General features: G+C 66.9%; 16 protein-coding genes. 15 read left to right on the plus strand and 1 reads right to left on the minus strand.

What is annotated here, in order from left to right; genetic code table 11:
- Positions 1-97 precede the first annotated feature (97 nt).
- The 15 genes from C8J47_RS02315 to C8J47_RS02385 all read left to right on the plus strand — a co-directional run bounded on the left by C8J47_RS02315 (position 98) and on the right by C8J47_RS02385 (position 13,742).
- A complete protein-coding gene (locus C8J47_RS02315) occupies positions 98-1,042 on the plus strand; it encodes a helix-turn-helix domain-containing protein (protein ID WP_121884276.1) in 945 nt (314 codons plus the stop codon).
- A gap of 96 nt (positions 1,043-1,138) precedes the next feature.
- A complete protein-coding gene (locus tag C8J47_RS02320; protein WP_121884277.1) occupies positions 1,139-2,059 on the plus strand; it encodes a tetratricopeptide repeat protein in 921 nt (306 codons plus the stop codon).
- A 193-nt stretch (positions 2,060-2,252) separates the two neighbouring features.
- Positions 2,253-3,221 carry a tRNA lysidine(34) synthetase TilS gene (gene tilS / locus C8J47_RS02325; RefSeq protein ID WP_121884278.1) on the plus strand — a complete coding sequence of 323 codons (969 nt, stop codon included), beginning with the start codon at positions 2,253-2,255 and terminating at the stop codon, positions 3,219-3,221.
- Positions 3,222-3,378: 157 nt separating this feature from the next.
- The gene (ftsH, locus tag C8J47_RS02330; protein ID WP_056051689.1) at positions 3,379-5,370 is read left to right on the plus strand and encodes an ATP-dependent zinc metalloprotease FtsH; all 1,992 of its coding nucleotides are present in this window, start codon (positions 3,379-3,381) and stop codon (positions 5,368-5,370) included.
- Positions 5,371-5,474: 104 nt separating this feature from the next.
- Positions 5,475-5,834, plus strand: coding sequence for a hypothetical protein (locus tag C8J47_RS02335; RefSeq protein WP_259467315.1), 360 nt, complete (start codon positions 5,475-5,477; stop codon positions 5,832-5,834).
- Positions 5,835-5,925: 91 nt separating this feature from the next.
- On the plus strand, positions 5,926-6,555 hold the full coding sequence (locus C8J47_RS02340) for a nicotinate-nucleotide adenylyltransferase (protein WP_259467316.1): 630 nt from the start codon (positions 5,926-5,928) through the stop codon (positions 6,553-6,555).
- A 1-nt stretch (position 6,556) separates the two neighbouring features.
- Positions 6,557-6,964: a ribosome silencing factor gene (gene rsfS / locus C8J47_RS02345; RefSeq protein ID WP_056061225.1), complete on the plus strand. Its 408-nt coding sequence runs from the start codon at positions 6,557-6,559 to the stop codon at positions 6,962-6,964.
- Positions 6,965-6,978: 14 nt separating this feature from the next.
- On the plus strand, positions 6,979-7,401 hold the full coding sequence (locus tag C8J47_RS02350; protein WP_121884280.1) for a 23S rRNA (pseudouridine(1915)-N(3))-methyltransferase RlmH: 423 nt from the start codon (positions 6,979-6,981) through the stop codon (positions 7,399-7,401).
- Between the two features lie 3 nt (positions 7,402-7,404).
- Positions 7,405-8,571 carry a murein hydrolase activator EnvC gene (locus C8J47_RS02355; RefSeq protein ID WP_121884281.1) on the plus strand — a complete coding sequence of 389 codons (1,167 nt, stop codon included), beginning with the start codon at positions 7,405-7,407 and terminating at the stop codon, positions 8,569-8,571.
- Between the two features lie 462 nt (positions 8,572-9,033).
- Positions 9,034-10,419: a S41 family peptidase gene (locus tag C8J47_RS02360; RefSeq protein WP_121884282.1), complete on the plus strand. Its 1,386-nt coding sequence runs from the start codon at positions 9,034-9,036 to the stop codon at positions 10,417-10,419.
- Positions 10,420-10,439: 20 nt separating this feature from the next.
- Positions 10,440-10,922, plus strand: a complete 483-nt coding sequence (locus C8J47_RS02365; protein WP_056051678.1) for a disulfide bond formation protein B — start codon at positions 10,440-10,442, stop codon at positions 10,920-10,922.
- Positions 10,919-11,455, plus strand: a complete 537-nt coding sequence (locus tag C8J47_RS02370) for a demethoxyubiquinone hydroxylase family protein (protein WP_056051676.1) — start codon at positions 10,919-10,921, stop codon at positions 11,453-11,455. The genes C8J47_RS02365 and C8J47_RS02370 overlap by 4 nt, the downstream gene beginning before the upstream one ends.
- A 45-nt stretch (positions 11,456-11,500) precedes the next feature.
- Positions 11,501-12,016, plus strand: a complete 516-nt coding sequence (locus C8J47_RS02375) for a hypothetical protein (RefSeq protein WP_121884283.1) — start codon at positions 11,501-11,503, stop codon at positions 12,014-12,016.
- A gap of 233 nt (positions 12,017-12,249) precedes the next feature.
- Positions 12,250-12,759 carry a DUF2306 domain-containing protein gene (locus C8J47_RS02380; RefSeq protein ID WP_056051671.1) on the plus strand — a complete coding sequence of 170 codons (510 nt, stop codon included), beginning with the start codon at positions 12,250-12,252 and terminating at the stop codon, positions 12,757-12,759.
- Between the two features lie 281 nt (positions 12,760-13,040).
- Complete coding sequence (locus C8J47_RS02385) at positions 13,041-13,742, plus strand: DJ-1/PfpI family protein (protein ID WP_121884284.1); 702 nt, start codon at positions 13,041-13,043, stop codon at positions 13,740-13,742.
- Here C8J47_RS02385 and C8J47_RS02390 read toward each other — a convergent pair.
- Positions 13,739-14,371 carry a DedA family protein gene (locus tag C8J47_RS02390; RefSeq protein ID WP_056051668.1) on the minus strand — a complete coding sequence of 211 codons (633 nt, stop codon included), beginning with the start codon at positions 14,369-14,371 and terminating at the stop codon, positions 13,739-13,741. The genes C8J47_RS02385 and C8J47_RS02390 overlap by 4 nt on opposite strands.
- Positions 14,372-14,402 lie beyond the last annotated feature (31 nt).

The following is a 14,402-nucleotide window of genomic DNA, read 5'->3' on the forward strand; positions in this document are numbered from 1 at the left end:
CGTTTGCCTGCCGGCTGCGCGTTGACAGGACACGGACCGTCGTAGAAACGGAAACCATAGCGGGCGACGCTTTGAGAGCCCGGTTTCGGAGATAAGAATGGACGAGGTCGAACCCGGCCAGAACGCTGTGCCCGCTCCGACCGAGCGTGCTGGCGACATTCTTCGTACCGCACGCGAGGCGCAGGGGTTGAGCGTTGCCGATATCGCGACGCGGACCCGCGTACCGCTCCGCCATCTCGAGGCGATCGAGGCTTCGGACTATAGCGTATTGCCGTCCGCGACCTATGCGATCGGTTTCGCGCGGGCCTATGCGCGCGCGGTCGGCGTCGATGAGGTGCGGATTGCACAGATGGTCCGCGAAGACGTCGCCAAGCTCGGCCGCCGGACGCCCGAATACGAACCGTATGAGATGACCGACCCATCGCGCGTGCCGTCGCGCGGGATCACGATCGTCGCGCTCGGGATCGCGATCGCCGTGCTCGTACTGGTCGGCCTCTGGTACGGCACCGACATGTTCCGCGGATCGCGGACATCGCCCGCCGACGTATCCGTCGCACAGGTTCCGGCAGCGCCAGCGGCGAAGACCGCGCAGTCCGTCCCCTCGGCGCCGACCCCGGCCAACGGGCAGGTGACGCTGACCGCTTCGGACGAGGTCTGGATGCGGATCTACGACGCCGATAACAAGACGCTGTATCTGGGGACGATGAAGCCGGGCGAGAAGTTCGATGTGCCGCGCGAGGCGAAGGACCCGAAGATCAATATCGGTCGTGCCGACAAGCTGGCGGTGACACTCAATGGCGCCGCGGCGCCGGCGCTCGGTACCGGCGAGCGTGCGATCAAGGACGTTCCCGTCGGTGCGACGGCGATCGCCGCGCGGATCGCGGGAACACCCGAGCCACAGGACACGCCAACGGCCTCGTCCGCGACCACCGAGCGATCGCGTTCACGTCGGCCGAATACGCTCCGCCGTCCGCTCAGCGAAACGCAGCGTGCGAACCTCGACTCGGCCGAGACCCCCGCGCGGGCGACCACGAATCCGTGAGCAACGGCAGGCATCGCCAGGGTCTTAAGGCTGGCGACAGGAGGGGTAGTGTAGCTATACCCGGACGATTAACCAATTCACCGGGGGGCGTGGCCCATGCGTAAGTCAATTCTGGTCGGCGTCTGCCTCGCGGCTCTGTTGCCGGCGACCGCGCAGGCGCAGAACGTCGAAGGCCGCGTCGGCAAGCTCGAGAGCGAGATGCGCGCGGTGCAGCGCAAGGTGTTTCCCGGTGGCGCAGGCCAGATGCTCCAGCCCGAGGTCCGTGCGCCGCAAGGCGAACAGGGCCCCGGTCCGGGCTCGCCCGCGAACAGCGCGATCATCGACGTGACGCAGCGCGTCACCTCGCTCGAACAGCAGATGACCTCGCTCACCGAGCAGATCGAGCAGAACCAGAACCGCGTGCGCCAGTTGCAGGATGCGTTCGACAGCTATCGGCGCACCAACGACGCGCGGCTGAAGGCACTCGAAACCGGCCCCGCGCCGATCGCGGCGGGCGGTCCGATCGAGCCTGACGACGCGTCGAACGGCGGTCCTTCGCGCCCGACACCGCGGCCCGATACGGCGGCCAAGCCGGGAACCGCTACGCCGGCACCGACCAAGGTGTCGGTCGAGAAGCCGTCCACCGGCGACGCTGCGGAAGACGATTATATGTATGGTTATCGACTGTGGGCGGCCAAGCAATACCCGCAGGCCGAGGCGCAGCTGAAGAAGGTCGTCGCGGACTATCCCAAGAGCAAGCGCGCCAGCTATGCACAGAATCTGCTCGGTCGGTCGTATCTCGACGAGGGCAAGCCGAGCCTCGCGTCGATGGCGTTCTACGACAATTACAAGAAGATGCCCGATGGCGAGCGCGCGCCCGACAGCCTGCTGTACCTCGGCCAAGCGCTGACCAAGCTCAACAAGCCTGCCGATGCGTGCAAGGTGTATGACGAGCTGAACGACGTCTACGGCGCCAAGATGGCCGCGGCGATGAAGGGGCAGGTCGCTGCCGGACGCAGCGCGGCGAAGTGCAAGTAAGCGATGTATTCATGCTCGTGCGTGATCGTGTGCTCGTGACCTCATTCCGCACATCAGCACCACCCCGGCGGAGGCCGGGGCCCAATTGGGAAGGCCAGCGTAACGGCGGGCTGCGCTCAGTCATTACCGCTCGCCAATTGGGCCCCGGCCTCCGCCGGGGTAGCGACCGCTCGACGGTCAGGGCCCCCGCCGCATGACCGAAGAAGGCCGTCGCTTCGCCGCCGACTTCGCGCGGCTCGCCGGCGACATCACCAACCCGCTGTTCGCGGTATCCGGCGGCCCCGACAGCATGGCGATGCTCACCCTCGCGCATGAATCGCTTCCCCCCGGCTTCACGGTCGCCAGCATCGACCACCGCCTCCGCCCCGAAGCGGTCGAGGAATCCGCGATGGTCGCCGCGTATTGCGCAACGCTCGGCATTTCTCACGCCACGCTCGCGCCGAGCGAACCGATCACCGGTGCCAGCATCCAGGCGCAAGCCCGCACCACGCGCTATGCGCTGCTGACGGAGCACGCCCGCGCGATCGGCGCGGGGGCTCTCGTCACCGGGCATCACGCCGACGATCAGGCCGAGACCTTCCTCATGCGCGCCGCCCGCGGTTCCGGACTTGCGGGACTCGCCGGCGTGCGGGCGCGCACCCACGTCAACGGCGTCATCGTGATTCGTCCGTTGCTCGATTGGCGCCGCGCCGAACTTCGCGCGATCGTCCGTCGTGCCGAGGTTCCGTTCCTGGACGATCCCTCGAACCATGACGACCGCCATGATCGCACGCGGTTCCGCCGGTTGCTCGGGGAGAACGAATGGCTCGGCACGCCCAACCTCGCACGCGCCGCCGCCGCGCTGGCAGAGACCGACACCGACGTCCGCGCGATGGTCGACTGGATATGGACCGAGCGCGCCAAGGTCGGCGGCGGCGAGGTGAAGCTCGCGGTCGAGAATCTGCCCCGCGAAATTCTCCGCCGTCTCGCCCGTCGCGCGATCGGCACGGTCCGCGCCGAGGCCGGCATCGTCGCGCCCGAATGGACCGAAGCCGCCAACATCGAAAAGCTGCTCGACTCGCTCACGACCGGCAAGCGCACGACTCAGGCCGGCATCATCGCCAGCGTCCGCGGCGATGTCTGGCGGTTCCGCGAGGCCCCGCCCCGCCGCCTTATCGACTGACCCGCGTTCCCGACTGACCTGCGTTCACGTCCAAGCAAGAGCCTCTACGTCGGGTGACGTGACCGCCCGTTCACACTGATCAACGCAAGTCGCGCGTTGTTCCATTGCCATTAACCTGCGCGCGCTTATCTTGTGCGCTGAAAGGTATCGTGCACCCATGAACGACAACGAGAACCGCGGGCAGAAGCCCCAGGGCCCCGGCAACGGCGGTCCTGACAATGGCGGCGGCGGCAATCCTTGGATGAAGAGCCTGTTGATCTGGGTCGGCATCCTGCTCGCGCTGGCGCTGTTCGTAACCATGTTCGACGGCCGTACGGCCACGTCGGGCGGCAACACGATCGCGTATTCGGCGTTCCTCGACAAGGTCGACGAGGGCACCGTCAAGGACGTCAACATCTCGCGCGACATGATCTCGGGCACGTTGTCGTCGGGCGAGAAGTTCAAGTCGTACCCGATCCAGGACTCGACGCTCGTGCCGAAGCTGCGCGAGAAGGGCGTTGCGATCAGCGCGAAGCCCGAAGAGGGGCCGTCGATGCTGGCGCTGCTCCTGTATCAGTCGCTGCCGTTCCTGCTGTTCCTCGGCATCGCGTTCTTCGTGCTGAAGCAGATGCAGAAGAACTCTGGCTCGGGCGCGATGGGCTTCGGCAAGAGCCGCGCGAAGATGCTGACGCAGAAGGAGGGTAAGGTCACCTTCCAGGACGTCGCCGGCATCGACGAGGCTCGCGAAGAGCTGGAGGAGATCGTCGAGTTCCTGAAGGACCCGACCAAGTTCGCCCGCCTCGGCGGCAAGATCCCCAAGGGCGCGCTGTTGGTCGGCTCGCCTGGTACCGGCAAGACGTTGCTCGCCCGCGCGATCGCGGGTGAGGCTGGCGTGCCGTTCTTCACGATCTCGGGTTCCGATTTCGTCGAGATGTTTGTCGGCGTCGGCGCGAGCCGTGTCCGCGATATGTTCGAGCAGGCGAAGAAGTCCGCACCGTGCATCGTCTTTATCGATGAAATCGATGCTGTGGGTCGTCATCGCGGCGCCGGTCTCGGCAACGGCAATGATGAGCGCGAGCAGACGCTGAACCAGCTGCTGGTCGAAATGGACGGCTTCGAGGCGAACGAAGGCATCATCATCATCGCCGCGACCAACCGTCCCGACGTGCTCGACCCCGCGCTGCTGCGTCCGGGCCGCTTCGATCGCCAGGTCACCGTGCCGCGGCCGGATATCGAGGGTCGTATCAAGATCCTCGAAGTGCACATGAAGAAGGTGCCGCTCGCACCCGACGTCGACGCCCGCGTCATCGCTCGCGGTACGCCTGGGTTCTCGGGTGCCGATCTCGCCAACCTCGTCAACGAGGCGGCGCTGCATGCGGCGCGCAAGGGCAAGCGTCTGGTGGCGATGGCCGAGTTCGAGGAGGCCAAGGACAAGGTCATGATGGGCGCAGAGCGTCGCAGCATGGTCATGACCGACGACGAGAAGCGGATGACCGCGTATCACGAGGCCGGCCATGCCGTCGTCGCGATGCACGAGGCTGCGTCGGATCCGATCCACAAGGCGACGATCATTCCCCGTGGTCGTGCGCTGGGCATGGTCATGCGTCTCCCTGAGCGCGACTCGTACAGCTATCACCGCGACAAGATGTACGCGAACCTCGCGGTGTCGATGGGCGGCCGCGTCGCCGAGGAAGTCATCTTCGGTTACGACAAGGTCTCGAGCGGCGCGTCGGGCGATATCCAGTACGCCACGGGTCTGGCGCGCGACATGGTCACGCGCTGGGGCATGTCGGACAAGGTCGGCCCGCTCGAATATGGTGAGCCCGAGGGCGAGTCGTTCCTTGGTTACTCGTCGAGCCGTCCGTCGCGGATGTCGAACCAGACCGCGCAGCTGATCGACGACGAGATCAAGCGGATCGTCGAAGGTGGTCTCGACCGCGCCAAGCAGGTGCTGAGCGATCACGTTGACCAGCTCCATACCGTGGCCGGCGCGCTGCTCGAGTTCGAGACGCTGACTGGCGACGAGATCAAGCAATTGATCGCCGGTGAGGATATCGATCGTCCGGATCCGGGGGCGAAGGCATCGACCGTACCACGTGCGGGGACATCGATCCCCAAGACGCGCCGCCCGAACGGTCCGTTCGGTACGCCGTCGCCGCTCGGCGCCTGATCGGTTCGTCGCGGATCGGTTCATTGAGGCGTAAGCCATTGATGTGTATGGGCAGTCTTTCTCCGGAAAGGCTGCCCATGTCGTATCTGCCCAAATCATTTCCCGTGGCTCTGATCGCCGCCGCGACGATCGTCGCGGCCGCCGTCCCGGCAAATGCGGCGATGACCGTCCAGACCTTTCTCGCTCGCGCCAACGCGCTTCGCGATCAGGGGCCGATGGCGTTGGTGTCGCCCGATCTGCCTGTGCTAAAGGCGGAAGCCAAGGCGGCGACCACGCAGTTGAAGGCGGATCGCGCCGCGCGCGCCGCCGCGGGCAAGCCGCCGATCGCCTGCGTGCCGGAGGGCGAGTCGGTCGGCATCATGGATATGCTCGACGGCCTGTCGCAACTCCCCGCCGCCGATCAGAAGCGTCCGCTCAAGGACGGGTACGCGCGAGTGCTGGCGAAGCGTTTCCCCTGCAACTGAGGCGCCGGGCGCGCTGCCGTGTTGATAACCGACGAATCCGGTCATACCGTCGGTCGATGTTTTGCTCGCCTCGGCTTTCCAGCATCAGCTTTTGCTTGCCCAAGGTTTGACCCGCGTCGGCATTCTCGGCGGGTCGTTTAACCCCGCCCACCGCGGCCACCGCGGCATCACGCTCGCGGCGATCGATGCGCTTGCGCTCGACGAGGCGTGGTGGCTGGTATCCCCCGGCAACCCGCTCAAGGATGCGGCCAACGACATGGCGCCGCTCCCCGCGCGCCTCGCCTCGGCGCGACGCATGGCGCGCCGCGCGCCGATCCGCGCGACCGATATCGAGGCGCGGCTCCACACCCGCTACACACTCGACACGATCCGAAACCTCAAGCGCCGCTACCCCAAGGTCCGGTTCATCTGGCTGATGGGCGCGGACAATCTCGCGGACTTCCACCGGTGGAAGAACTGGCGCCAGATCGCCCGCGAGGTTCCGATTGCGGTAATCGCGCGTCCGGGATATGACGGGCGCGCCCTCGCGGCCCCCGCGATGGGTTGGCTGCGGCGCTTCCAACGGCGCACAGACCATGCGAAGAGCTGGACGACGTGGAGATTGCCGGCCCTGGTGCTGTTGCGCTTCCGACCCGACCCGACCTCCGCAACCGGCCTGCGTGCCAAAAATCCCGACTGGGTTCAGCACGTTGCTGGTCCGGTAGTCTTACCCAGGAGCTGACTTGGCCACTTCCCCTACTGCCCCTCGCGCGACCGACCCCGAAGAGGTTGAGGCGCTGCATCGCCTGATCCTCGCGTCGCTCGACGACGACCAGGCGGTCGAGACCATCTCGATCCCGCTCGCGGGCAAGACCAGCATCGCCGACTACATGGTGATCGCCAGCGGTCGTTCGACCCGCCAGGTCGCCTCGATGGCGCAGAAGCTGGCCGAGCGGATCAAGGCCGAGTTCAAGCGCCCGGTGAAGATCGAGGGGCTCCCCACGGCTGACTGGGTGCTGATCGATGCGACCGACGTCATCGTCCACCTGTTCCGCCCCGAAGTCCGCAGCTTCTACAATCTGGAGCGGATGTGGGCATTCGGCGACGCGCCGGCGCCGCCGCCCGTGCCGACCTTCACCGACGAAGACTAGATCCCGAGGCGGCGGTGCTGCTCCACATCGTCGCCCGCGGTCGGATCGGGCGCTCGCCCGAGGCCGACCTCGTCGACCGCTATCTGAAGCGGATCGTCTGGCCGACCAAGGTCAGCGAGCTCCCCGACACCGGCGGCAAGATCCCGCTGGTCGGCGAGCAGACCAAACGCATCCTGCTCGACGAGAAGGGCGAGACGTTGTCCTCGACGCAGTTCGCGCAAAAGCTCGAGCGCTGGCGTGACGGCGGCGTGCGCGAGGCACGGTTCATGATCGGCGCCGCCGATGGCTTCGACGACGCGGCGCGCGACGAGGCGGACCTGCTCTTCTCGTTCGGCCGCGCGACCTGGCCGCATCTGCTCGCCCGCGCGATGCTCGCCGAACAACTGTTCCGCGCCACCAGCATCCTTGCCAACCACCCCTATCACCGCGAAGGGTGACGCATGAGGGTAGGGGGCGTTCTCGCGATCGCGGCGCTGTTCGCGGCGGCGGGCGTAACCGCACAGACTGACGCGCCTGAACTGGCGACCGAGCAGCAACGTCTGGTCGCGGCGAAACGCGACGCCGCGCTCGCCGCCGCCCGCGCCGCCAAGCTCGCCGCTGCTGCCACGCAGGAGCGCAACGCCGCCGACAAGGCGCGCCGCGAAGAACAGGCGCTCGCTGCGCGCGTGACCGCCGCCGAAGCGAACCTAGCCACCGCAAGTGCGCGCGTAACGCTGGTAGAGCGCCTGCTATCCGATCAACGCGCCAAGCTCGGCCGCGCGCAAGGCCCGGTCGCCCGGCTCCTCGCAGCGCTGCAATCGCTGGCTCGCCGCCCGACGATCGTCGCGGTCGCGCAGCCGGGATCGGTCGACGACCTGGTCCACGTCCGCGCAGTGCTCGGCAGCGCGCTTCCCGTAGTCCGCCACCGCACCGAAGTCGTCCGCACCGAACTCGTCGAAACACGTCGCCTGCAAGCCAGCGCCACGCTCGCCGCCAAGGCCTTGGCAGACGGTCGCGCGCGCCTCGAGAGCGACCGCGTTGCGCTTGCTACCCTCGAAGCGCGCCATCGCCAGCGTAGCCAGTCGCTCGGCCGCGGTGCGCTCAGCGAGTCCGATCGCGCACTCGCGCTCGGCGAACGCGCGCGCGATCTGGTCGACGGCATGGCCACCACTACCATCGCCCAGGCGACGGCGGCCAGCCTGATCGCGCTCGCCGGCCCGATCCCCCGCCCGATCGCGCCCGGCACCACGCCCCCGGCGCCTCCGCGTGGCGTGTATCGCACACCCGTAGCGGGCAGGCTCGTCACCGGCTTCGACGAGGTTTCGGACTCCGGCGTCCGATCGCGCGGCCTGACCTTCGCCACCGCCCCCCGCGCGCGCGTCGTCGCCCCCGCAGCCGGCACGGTCCGCTACGCCCGCCGTTTCCGCGACTACGGCATGATCGTTATCGTCGACCACGCCGACGGTTGGACAAGTCTCGTGACGGGCCTCGCCGCAACCACCGCCAAGTCTGGCGACCACGTAGTGATGGGTGCGCCGCTCGGCACCGCGCCCAGCGAAGACCCCCGCATCACCGTCGAACTCCGGCGCCGGGGGCGGCCCGTCGACGTAGCTTCGTTGATCAACTGACAACTGACGGCTGGGAAGTGAGTCGGATCTGGACCTGACCAAGACACCCCGTCACGCCGGACGGTTTCGGCACATATCCTCCACGACATGTAATGCTCCGTCATCCCCGCGGAGGCGGGGACCCAGATGCTCAAACGGTTGCGATTATTTCGCGAGATTCGCCAGTATGGGTTCCTGCCTGCGCGGGAATGACCGTGACATGTTTGACGGGGGATAAGCGCCGACGGGCTCAGTAGGCCACCTTTCCACTAATCAAATTCGGTCGAGTGTGTGGAACCGTGGATGCCGGAACGAGCCCGGCATGACGGAGCATCGTGGGGTACGTGCCGCCCCCACGGTCACCCCGCAGTCAGCCACTATTAACCCCGGCCCCGCTTTGCTCAGCGCGTTGCCGCCAGCGTTCCGCTACGCTACGCCGTCACGACCGTACGACACGTCTTTTCTCAGGTTGCAGGACCATCGATGCCTCGTCCTATACTGCGTACCCCGTTCCTTGCCGCGACCGCGATCGTCGGCGCGCTGACGCTGATCCCGCTTGCCACCTCGGCGATGGCGGCGGTCGACACCGACACGTATCGCGAGTTCGACCAGTTCCTTGACGTGTTCAACCGCGTGAAGGCGGATTACGTCGACAAGGTCGATGACAAGACGCTGATCAAGGGCGCGATCCAGGGCATGCTCGCCAGCCTCGATCCGCACAGCTCGTATGTCGACGCGCTCGACTACGAGAACCTCCGGATTATGACCGAAGGCAACTACGGCGGCCTGGGCCTCACGGTGCAGATGGAGGACGGCGCGATCAAGGTCGTCTCCCCGCAGGAGGACTCCCCCGCGGCCCGCGCTGGCGTCAAGTCCGGGGATTACATCACGCATATCGACGGCAAGCTGATCTACGGCGATTCGCTCGACGAGGCGGTCGGCAAGATGCGCGGCAAGCCGGGCAGCAAGATCACGCTCGGCCTCGTCCGTCCGGGCCGCGACAAGCCGCTCGACGTGACGATGATGCGCGAGATCATCGTCCAGAAGCCGGTGAAGTGGGAAGTCCGCGGCGACGTCGGCTACATCAACATCAACACCTTCAGCGAGAACACCGGCGCCGATACCCGCGCGGCGATCATGGCGATCGACAAGTCGCTCGGCCACCGCCCGCTCGGCTATGTCGTCGACCTGCGCGAGAATGGCGGCGGCTTGCTGACGCAGGCGATCGAGGTCAGCGACGCATTCCTCGATCACGGCGAGATCGTCTCGCAGCGCGGCCGCGAGAAGACCGATATCGAGCGCTATTATGCCAAACCCGGCGACGACGCGCACGGCCTGCCGGTCGTCGTCCTCACCGATCCCGGCACCGCGTCCGCCTCCGAGATCGTCGCCGGCGCGCTCCAGGATCATCACCGCGCGCTGATCATGGGTGAGCGCAGCTTCGGCAAGGGCTCGGTCCAGACCGTGCTCCCGCTCGGGCCCCAGACCGCGCTCCGCCTGACCACCGCGCGCTACTTCACGCCGTCCGGCCGATCGGTGCAGGAGGGCGGAATCGAGCCCGACATCAAGGTGCCGCAGCTCACCGATCCCGACTACAAGTCGCGCCCGGTGTTCCGCGAGGCCGACCTCCGGAAACACCTGATCAACGAGGTGAAGGCCGACAACGCGGTGCTCGAGGAGGATACCAAGACCGACCCGCGCTTCTCGCAGACGCCCGATCAGCTGAAGAAGCAGGGCATCGACGACTTCCAGCTCTATTACGCGCTGAAGACCGTCGCGCGTCTCGGCGGCCCGACCCAGGTTGCCGCCGCGACCAAGCCGCGCCCGATCAAGCCTGATGCCGACGCCGCCAAGGCAGCCACCAAGTGAGCGTGCGTCGCGGGTTGGGCATGACCAAGAACGAAGAGATCGCGCGCGCCATCGCGCTCCTGCTGCCCGCGTTCCTGCTGCTCGGTGCGCTCGGCTCGCAATATCTCGGCGGTCTATATCCTTGCGAGATGTGCCACTGGCAGCGCTGGCCGCATTATTCCGCGGTGCTGATCGCGGGCGCGACGTTCTTCGTTCCCGGACGGTCGCTAAGGGCATCGCTGGTGATCATCGCCGGGGTGCTGATCGGGCTGAGCGGGCTGATCGGCGTCGCGCATGCCGGCGTCGAATATCATTGGTGGAACGGGTTCACCGCCTGCACCACGACCGTCTCGATGGCCGGCACGACCGCTGCCGAGCGCCTCGCCGCGATCATGAACGCGCCGATGGTGCGCTGCGATTCGCCGCAGTGGAAGCTGCTCGGCATTTCGCTCGCCGGGTTCAACGCGATCTTTTCCCTCGTCGGTGCGTTCACCATATTCGCACTCATGAGGAAGACGAGATGAGCGGCTGGAAGCCAGGAGACGCCAAGCGGGCGACGGATTCGATGATCCGCGTCGACCAGGCCGGCGAATACGGCGCGATCCGCATCTATGCGGGCCAGCTTGCCGTGCTCGGCGATCGTCACCCGGCATCGCGCTCGATCCATCACATGGCGCAGCAGGAAGAGCGGCACCGCGCGTTCTTCGACAAGATGATCGTCGATCGCCGCGTGCGCCCGACGGTGCTGCAGCCGATCTGGAAAGTCGCCGGCTTCGCGCTCGGCGCCGTGACCGCGGCGATCAGCCCGCGGGCGGCGATGGCGTGCACCGCCGCGGTCGAGACCGAGATCGACAAGCATTACGAGGAACAGCTCGTTCAGCTTGGCGCCAGCGATCCCGAGCTATCCGCAGCGATCCTCGATTTTCAGGCTGAGGAACTCGAGCACAAGGCGACTGCGATTGCGGCTGGGGCCGAGGAAACACCGGGTTATCCCGTACTGAGCGCGGCGATCCGGCTCGGTTGCAAGGTCGCGATCGCTACCGCCAAGCGGATCTGAGATGCGACGTTTGAGATGAGAATACGGATTGTGGGAGTGATGCGTATGAAAATGCTTTTTGCGGCGGCGTTGCTCGTCGCCGGACCTGCGGTGGCGCAGACGTTGCAACCCGTGCGCCGCGCGCCGCCGACGCTCGCACAACTGCCCGCCAAAGCGCCGACGCTGGCCCCGGCGTTGCCCGGCGCTACCGGCAAGCCGAACACGATCTCTGCCCCTGGCGAAGTCTCGCGCAGCGCGCCCGTCAACGGCGTGCTCACCCTGTTCGGCAACGAACGCTGCCCGACCAACCAGAACGGCGAAGAGATCGTCGTCTGCGTCCGCCGCAGCGCGCAGGAGCAATACCGCGTCCCCAAGGAACTCCGCGAGTTCGTCGTCACGCCCGAGAATGCCAGCTGGGCGACCAAGGCCCAAGGCACGATGGACGCCGGGTCAGGCGTGAACACCATCGGCAGCTGCTCCGCGGTCGGCGCAGGCGGCGCCACTGGCTGCTTCGGCCAGCGGGTGCGGGAATCGCGGCTGGAGAACAAGACGCGAGCAGCGGAAGTCCCCGTCCTCCCATAAGAAATTCGAGAAACAGTTCTGCTACTCACCCCTCCCTGGAAGGGAGGGGCAGGGGGGGGGCGGGTTCCGCAAGCGGCTCAGTCAGTGGCACCAGCAGGCCAACCCACCCCCAACCCCTCCCTTCCAGGGAGGGGGGCACGTTTTGACCCTGGCGAGGTCGGCGGCACAAATGCCCCTTGGCTTCCGCGCTGCGCACCCCGTACCGTCCCCCTGGGACATACAAGGGGGCACGAATGGCACTAACACTCGGAAAACGAAAAACCCGTCTGCGACCGATCGCTGCCGACGGTTACGAAAAGCTTCTCGCCTACGCCGCGATCCTCCTCCTCGCCGCCGTCATGACCGCGCTGATCCGCGGCCGCCCGCACTGGCCGGAGGTCCCGACGATCGTCTGGTTCCACCTCGCCACCATCCTCGTCGCGCTCGCGCTGACCCCCCTCATGCTCCTGCGCAAACGCGGCGACCGTCCGCACCGCGCGCTCGGCACGATCTGGGTCGTCGCGATGCTCGCCACCGCGCTCGCCTCGTTCGGCATCCGGACCAGCACGGGTGGTTTTGGCATCATCCACCTCCTGTCGATCTTTACGCTCGTCCAGGTCCCGATCATCTGGTGGTCGGCACGCGCGCACGACCTTGCACGGCACCGCACCAGCGTGCGCGGGATGGTCACCGGCGCGTTGCTCATCGCGGGCGTGTTCACCTTCCCGTTCGGGCGCATGCTCGGGACATGGCTGTTCGCCTGATACCCGCGCGCGCTGTTCCCGAGGTAACTGTCCTACAGGCAGAGGGGATGGCATGATGCGCGAATGACGTCGGCAACCATCCGAAGCGCGTTCGCTAAAACCGCCCCCTACGGTGCGTCGGGTGCCGACGAAAATGCTGCACCAGCGTCTGCACTTTCTGCACTTCGGTTGAGCGCGCTCCTTGCTCGGTGCCGGACTCGCGTTGTTTGTCAGCGAGTTAAGCCAATCCGGAGCGATGTCGCGGTTTTCGATCGTGAGAGCCCATCGCAAGGCGCAATGGCATGACTAAACCGCTCAGCATCGCCTTCCTGCTGTTCCCGAACGTGACCCAGCTCGACCTGACCGGCCCCGCGCAGGTCCTGTCTCGGCTCGGCAACGCTCGGCTCGATCTCGTCTGGAAGACGCTCGATCCGGTCCCGACCGACGCCGGCTTCTCGATCCTGCCGACCGCGACCTTCGCCGATGTCCCGCGCGCCGACATCCTGTGCGTCCCAGGCGGCTTCGGAACCAACGACGTGATTGCCGACGACGAAGCGATGGCGTGGGTCCAGGCGGTCGGGGCCGAGGCGACGTGGGTGACGAGCGTCTGCACCGGATCGCTGATCCTCGGTGCGGCGGGCTTGCTCGACGGCTATCGTGCCGGGTGCCACTGGGCGCAGCGCGACATGCTGCCGCTGTTCGGCGCGATCCCGGTCGACGCGCGCACCGTGGTCGACCGTAACCGCGTCACCGGCGGCGGCGTCACAGCCGGGATCGACTTCGCCCTGACGCTGACCGCGATGATCCGCGGCGAGGCGCATGCCAAGGCGGTCCAGCTGGGTCTCGAATATGATCCAGCACCGCCGTTCGACAGCGGATCACCGGAGAAAGCCGGTGCCGAGATCGTCGCGGGCTATCGGCGTCGCGTGCGGGCGCTCGCCCCGACCCGCGACGACGATCTGCGTGCGCTGGCGAAGCGTCGCGGTTACCCTCGAGAGACTTAAGGGTGGCGCTTCAGACCACGCACGCGGTGCCAGATGTAGAAGCCGACGAGAGCGATCAGGACCACGCCGATCAGCAGGTCGGCGCTGTGGAACGCAGCTTTCACGCGCGGATCGCTGTCCCACTTATCGCCGAGCTTCATGCCGACCCATGCCAGCCCGAAGCACCACGGCCACGACCCGACGAAGGTGTAGACGTGGAACGGCACCAGCTTCATCCGCGCGACGCCGGCGGGGAAGGCGATGAACGAGCGGATCACCGGCAGCAGGCGCCCGATCAGCACGGCGATCGAGCCCCAGCGGGCGAAGAACCGATCGGCCGCATCGAGCTCGCCCGGTCCGATTAGCAGATAGCGGCCCCAACGCTCCGCCATCGGCCGGCCCCCGCGCTTGCCGATCTCGTAGGCAACGATCGAGCCGAGGTTGCACCCGATCGCGCCCGCGGTGGCGGCGAGATACAGGTCGAACCGCCCGGTCGAGACGAGGTAGCCGGCGAACGGCATGATGATTTCGGACGGCAGCGGGATGCACGCGCTCTCGATCGCCATGAGCAGGGCGATGCCGACATAGCCACCCGACGAGATGACGCCGATCGTGAAGGTGGCCAGCACGGCCAGGATCTTTTCGAACATGGCTCGGTCGATTGCGCGAACCGGGCGCGGA

This window comes from Sphingomonas sp. PP-F2F-G114-C0414, from assembly GCF_003688595.1.
In the GTDB taxonomy this organism is placed as follows: Bacteria; Pseudomonadota; Alphaproteobacteria; order Sphingomonadales; family Sphingomonadaceae; genus Sphingomonas.

Excerpts from the sequence above, each read along its gene's own strand:
- C8J47_RS02375 (WP_121884283.1), top strand. The coding sequence starts at position 11,501 with ATGAAAATGCTTTTTGCGGCGGCGTTGCTCGTCGCCGGACCTGCGGTG.
- C8J47_RS02315 (WP_121884276.1), top strand. The coding sequence starts at position 98 with ATGGACGAGGTCGAACCCGGCCAGAACGCTGTGCCCGCTCCGACCGAG.
- C8J47_RS02390 (WP_056051668.1), bottom strand. The coding sequence starts at position 14,371 with ATGTTCGAAAAGATCCTGGCCGTGCTGGCCACCTTCACGATCGGCGTC.
- C8J47_RS02365 (WP_056051678.1), top strand. The coding sequence starts at position 10,440 with ATGACCAAGAACGAAGAGATCGCGCGCGCCATCGCGCTCCTGCTGCCC.
- C8J47_RS02380 (WP_056051671.1), top strand. The coding sequence starts at position 12,250 with ATGGCACTAACACTCGGAAAACGAAAAACCCGTCTGCGACCGATCGCT.
- tilS (WP_121884278.1), top strand. The coding sequence starts at position 2,253 with ATGACCGAAGAAGGCCGTCGCTTCGCCGCCGACTTCGCGCGGCTCGCC.
- C8J47_RS02320 (WP_121884277.1), top strand. The coding sequence starts at position 1,139 with ATGCGTAAGTCAATTCTGGTCGGCGTCTGCCTCGCGGCTCTGTTGCCG.
- C8J47_RS02385 (WP_121884284.1), top strand. The coding sequence starts at position 13,041 with ATGACTAAACCGCTCAGCATCGCCTTCCTGCTGTTCCCGAACGTGACC.
- C8J47_RS02360 (WP_121884282.1), top strand. The coding sequence starts at position 9,034 with ATGCCTCGTCCTATACTGCGTACCCCGTTCCTTGCCGCGACCGCGATC.
- C8J47_RS02355 (WP_121884281.1), top strand. The coding sequence starts at position 7,405 with ATGAGGGTAGGGGGCGTTCTCGCGATCGCGGCGCTGTTCGCGGCGGCG.
- ftsH (WP_056051689.1), top strand. The coding sequence starts at position 3,379 with ATGAACGACAACGAGAACCGCGGGCAGAAGCCCCAGGGCCCCGGCAAC.
- C8J47_RS02370 (WP_056051676.1), top strand. The coding sequence starts at position 10,919 with ATGAGCGGCTGGAAGCCAGGAGACGCCAAGCGGGCGACGGATTCGATG.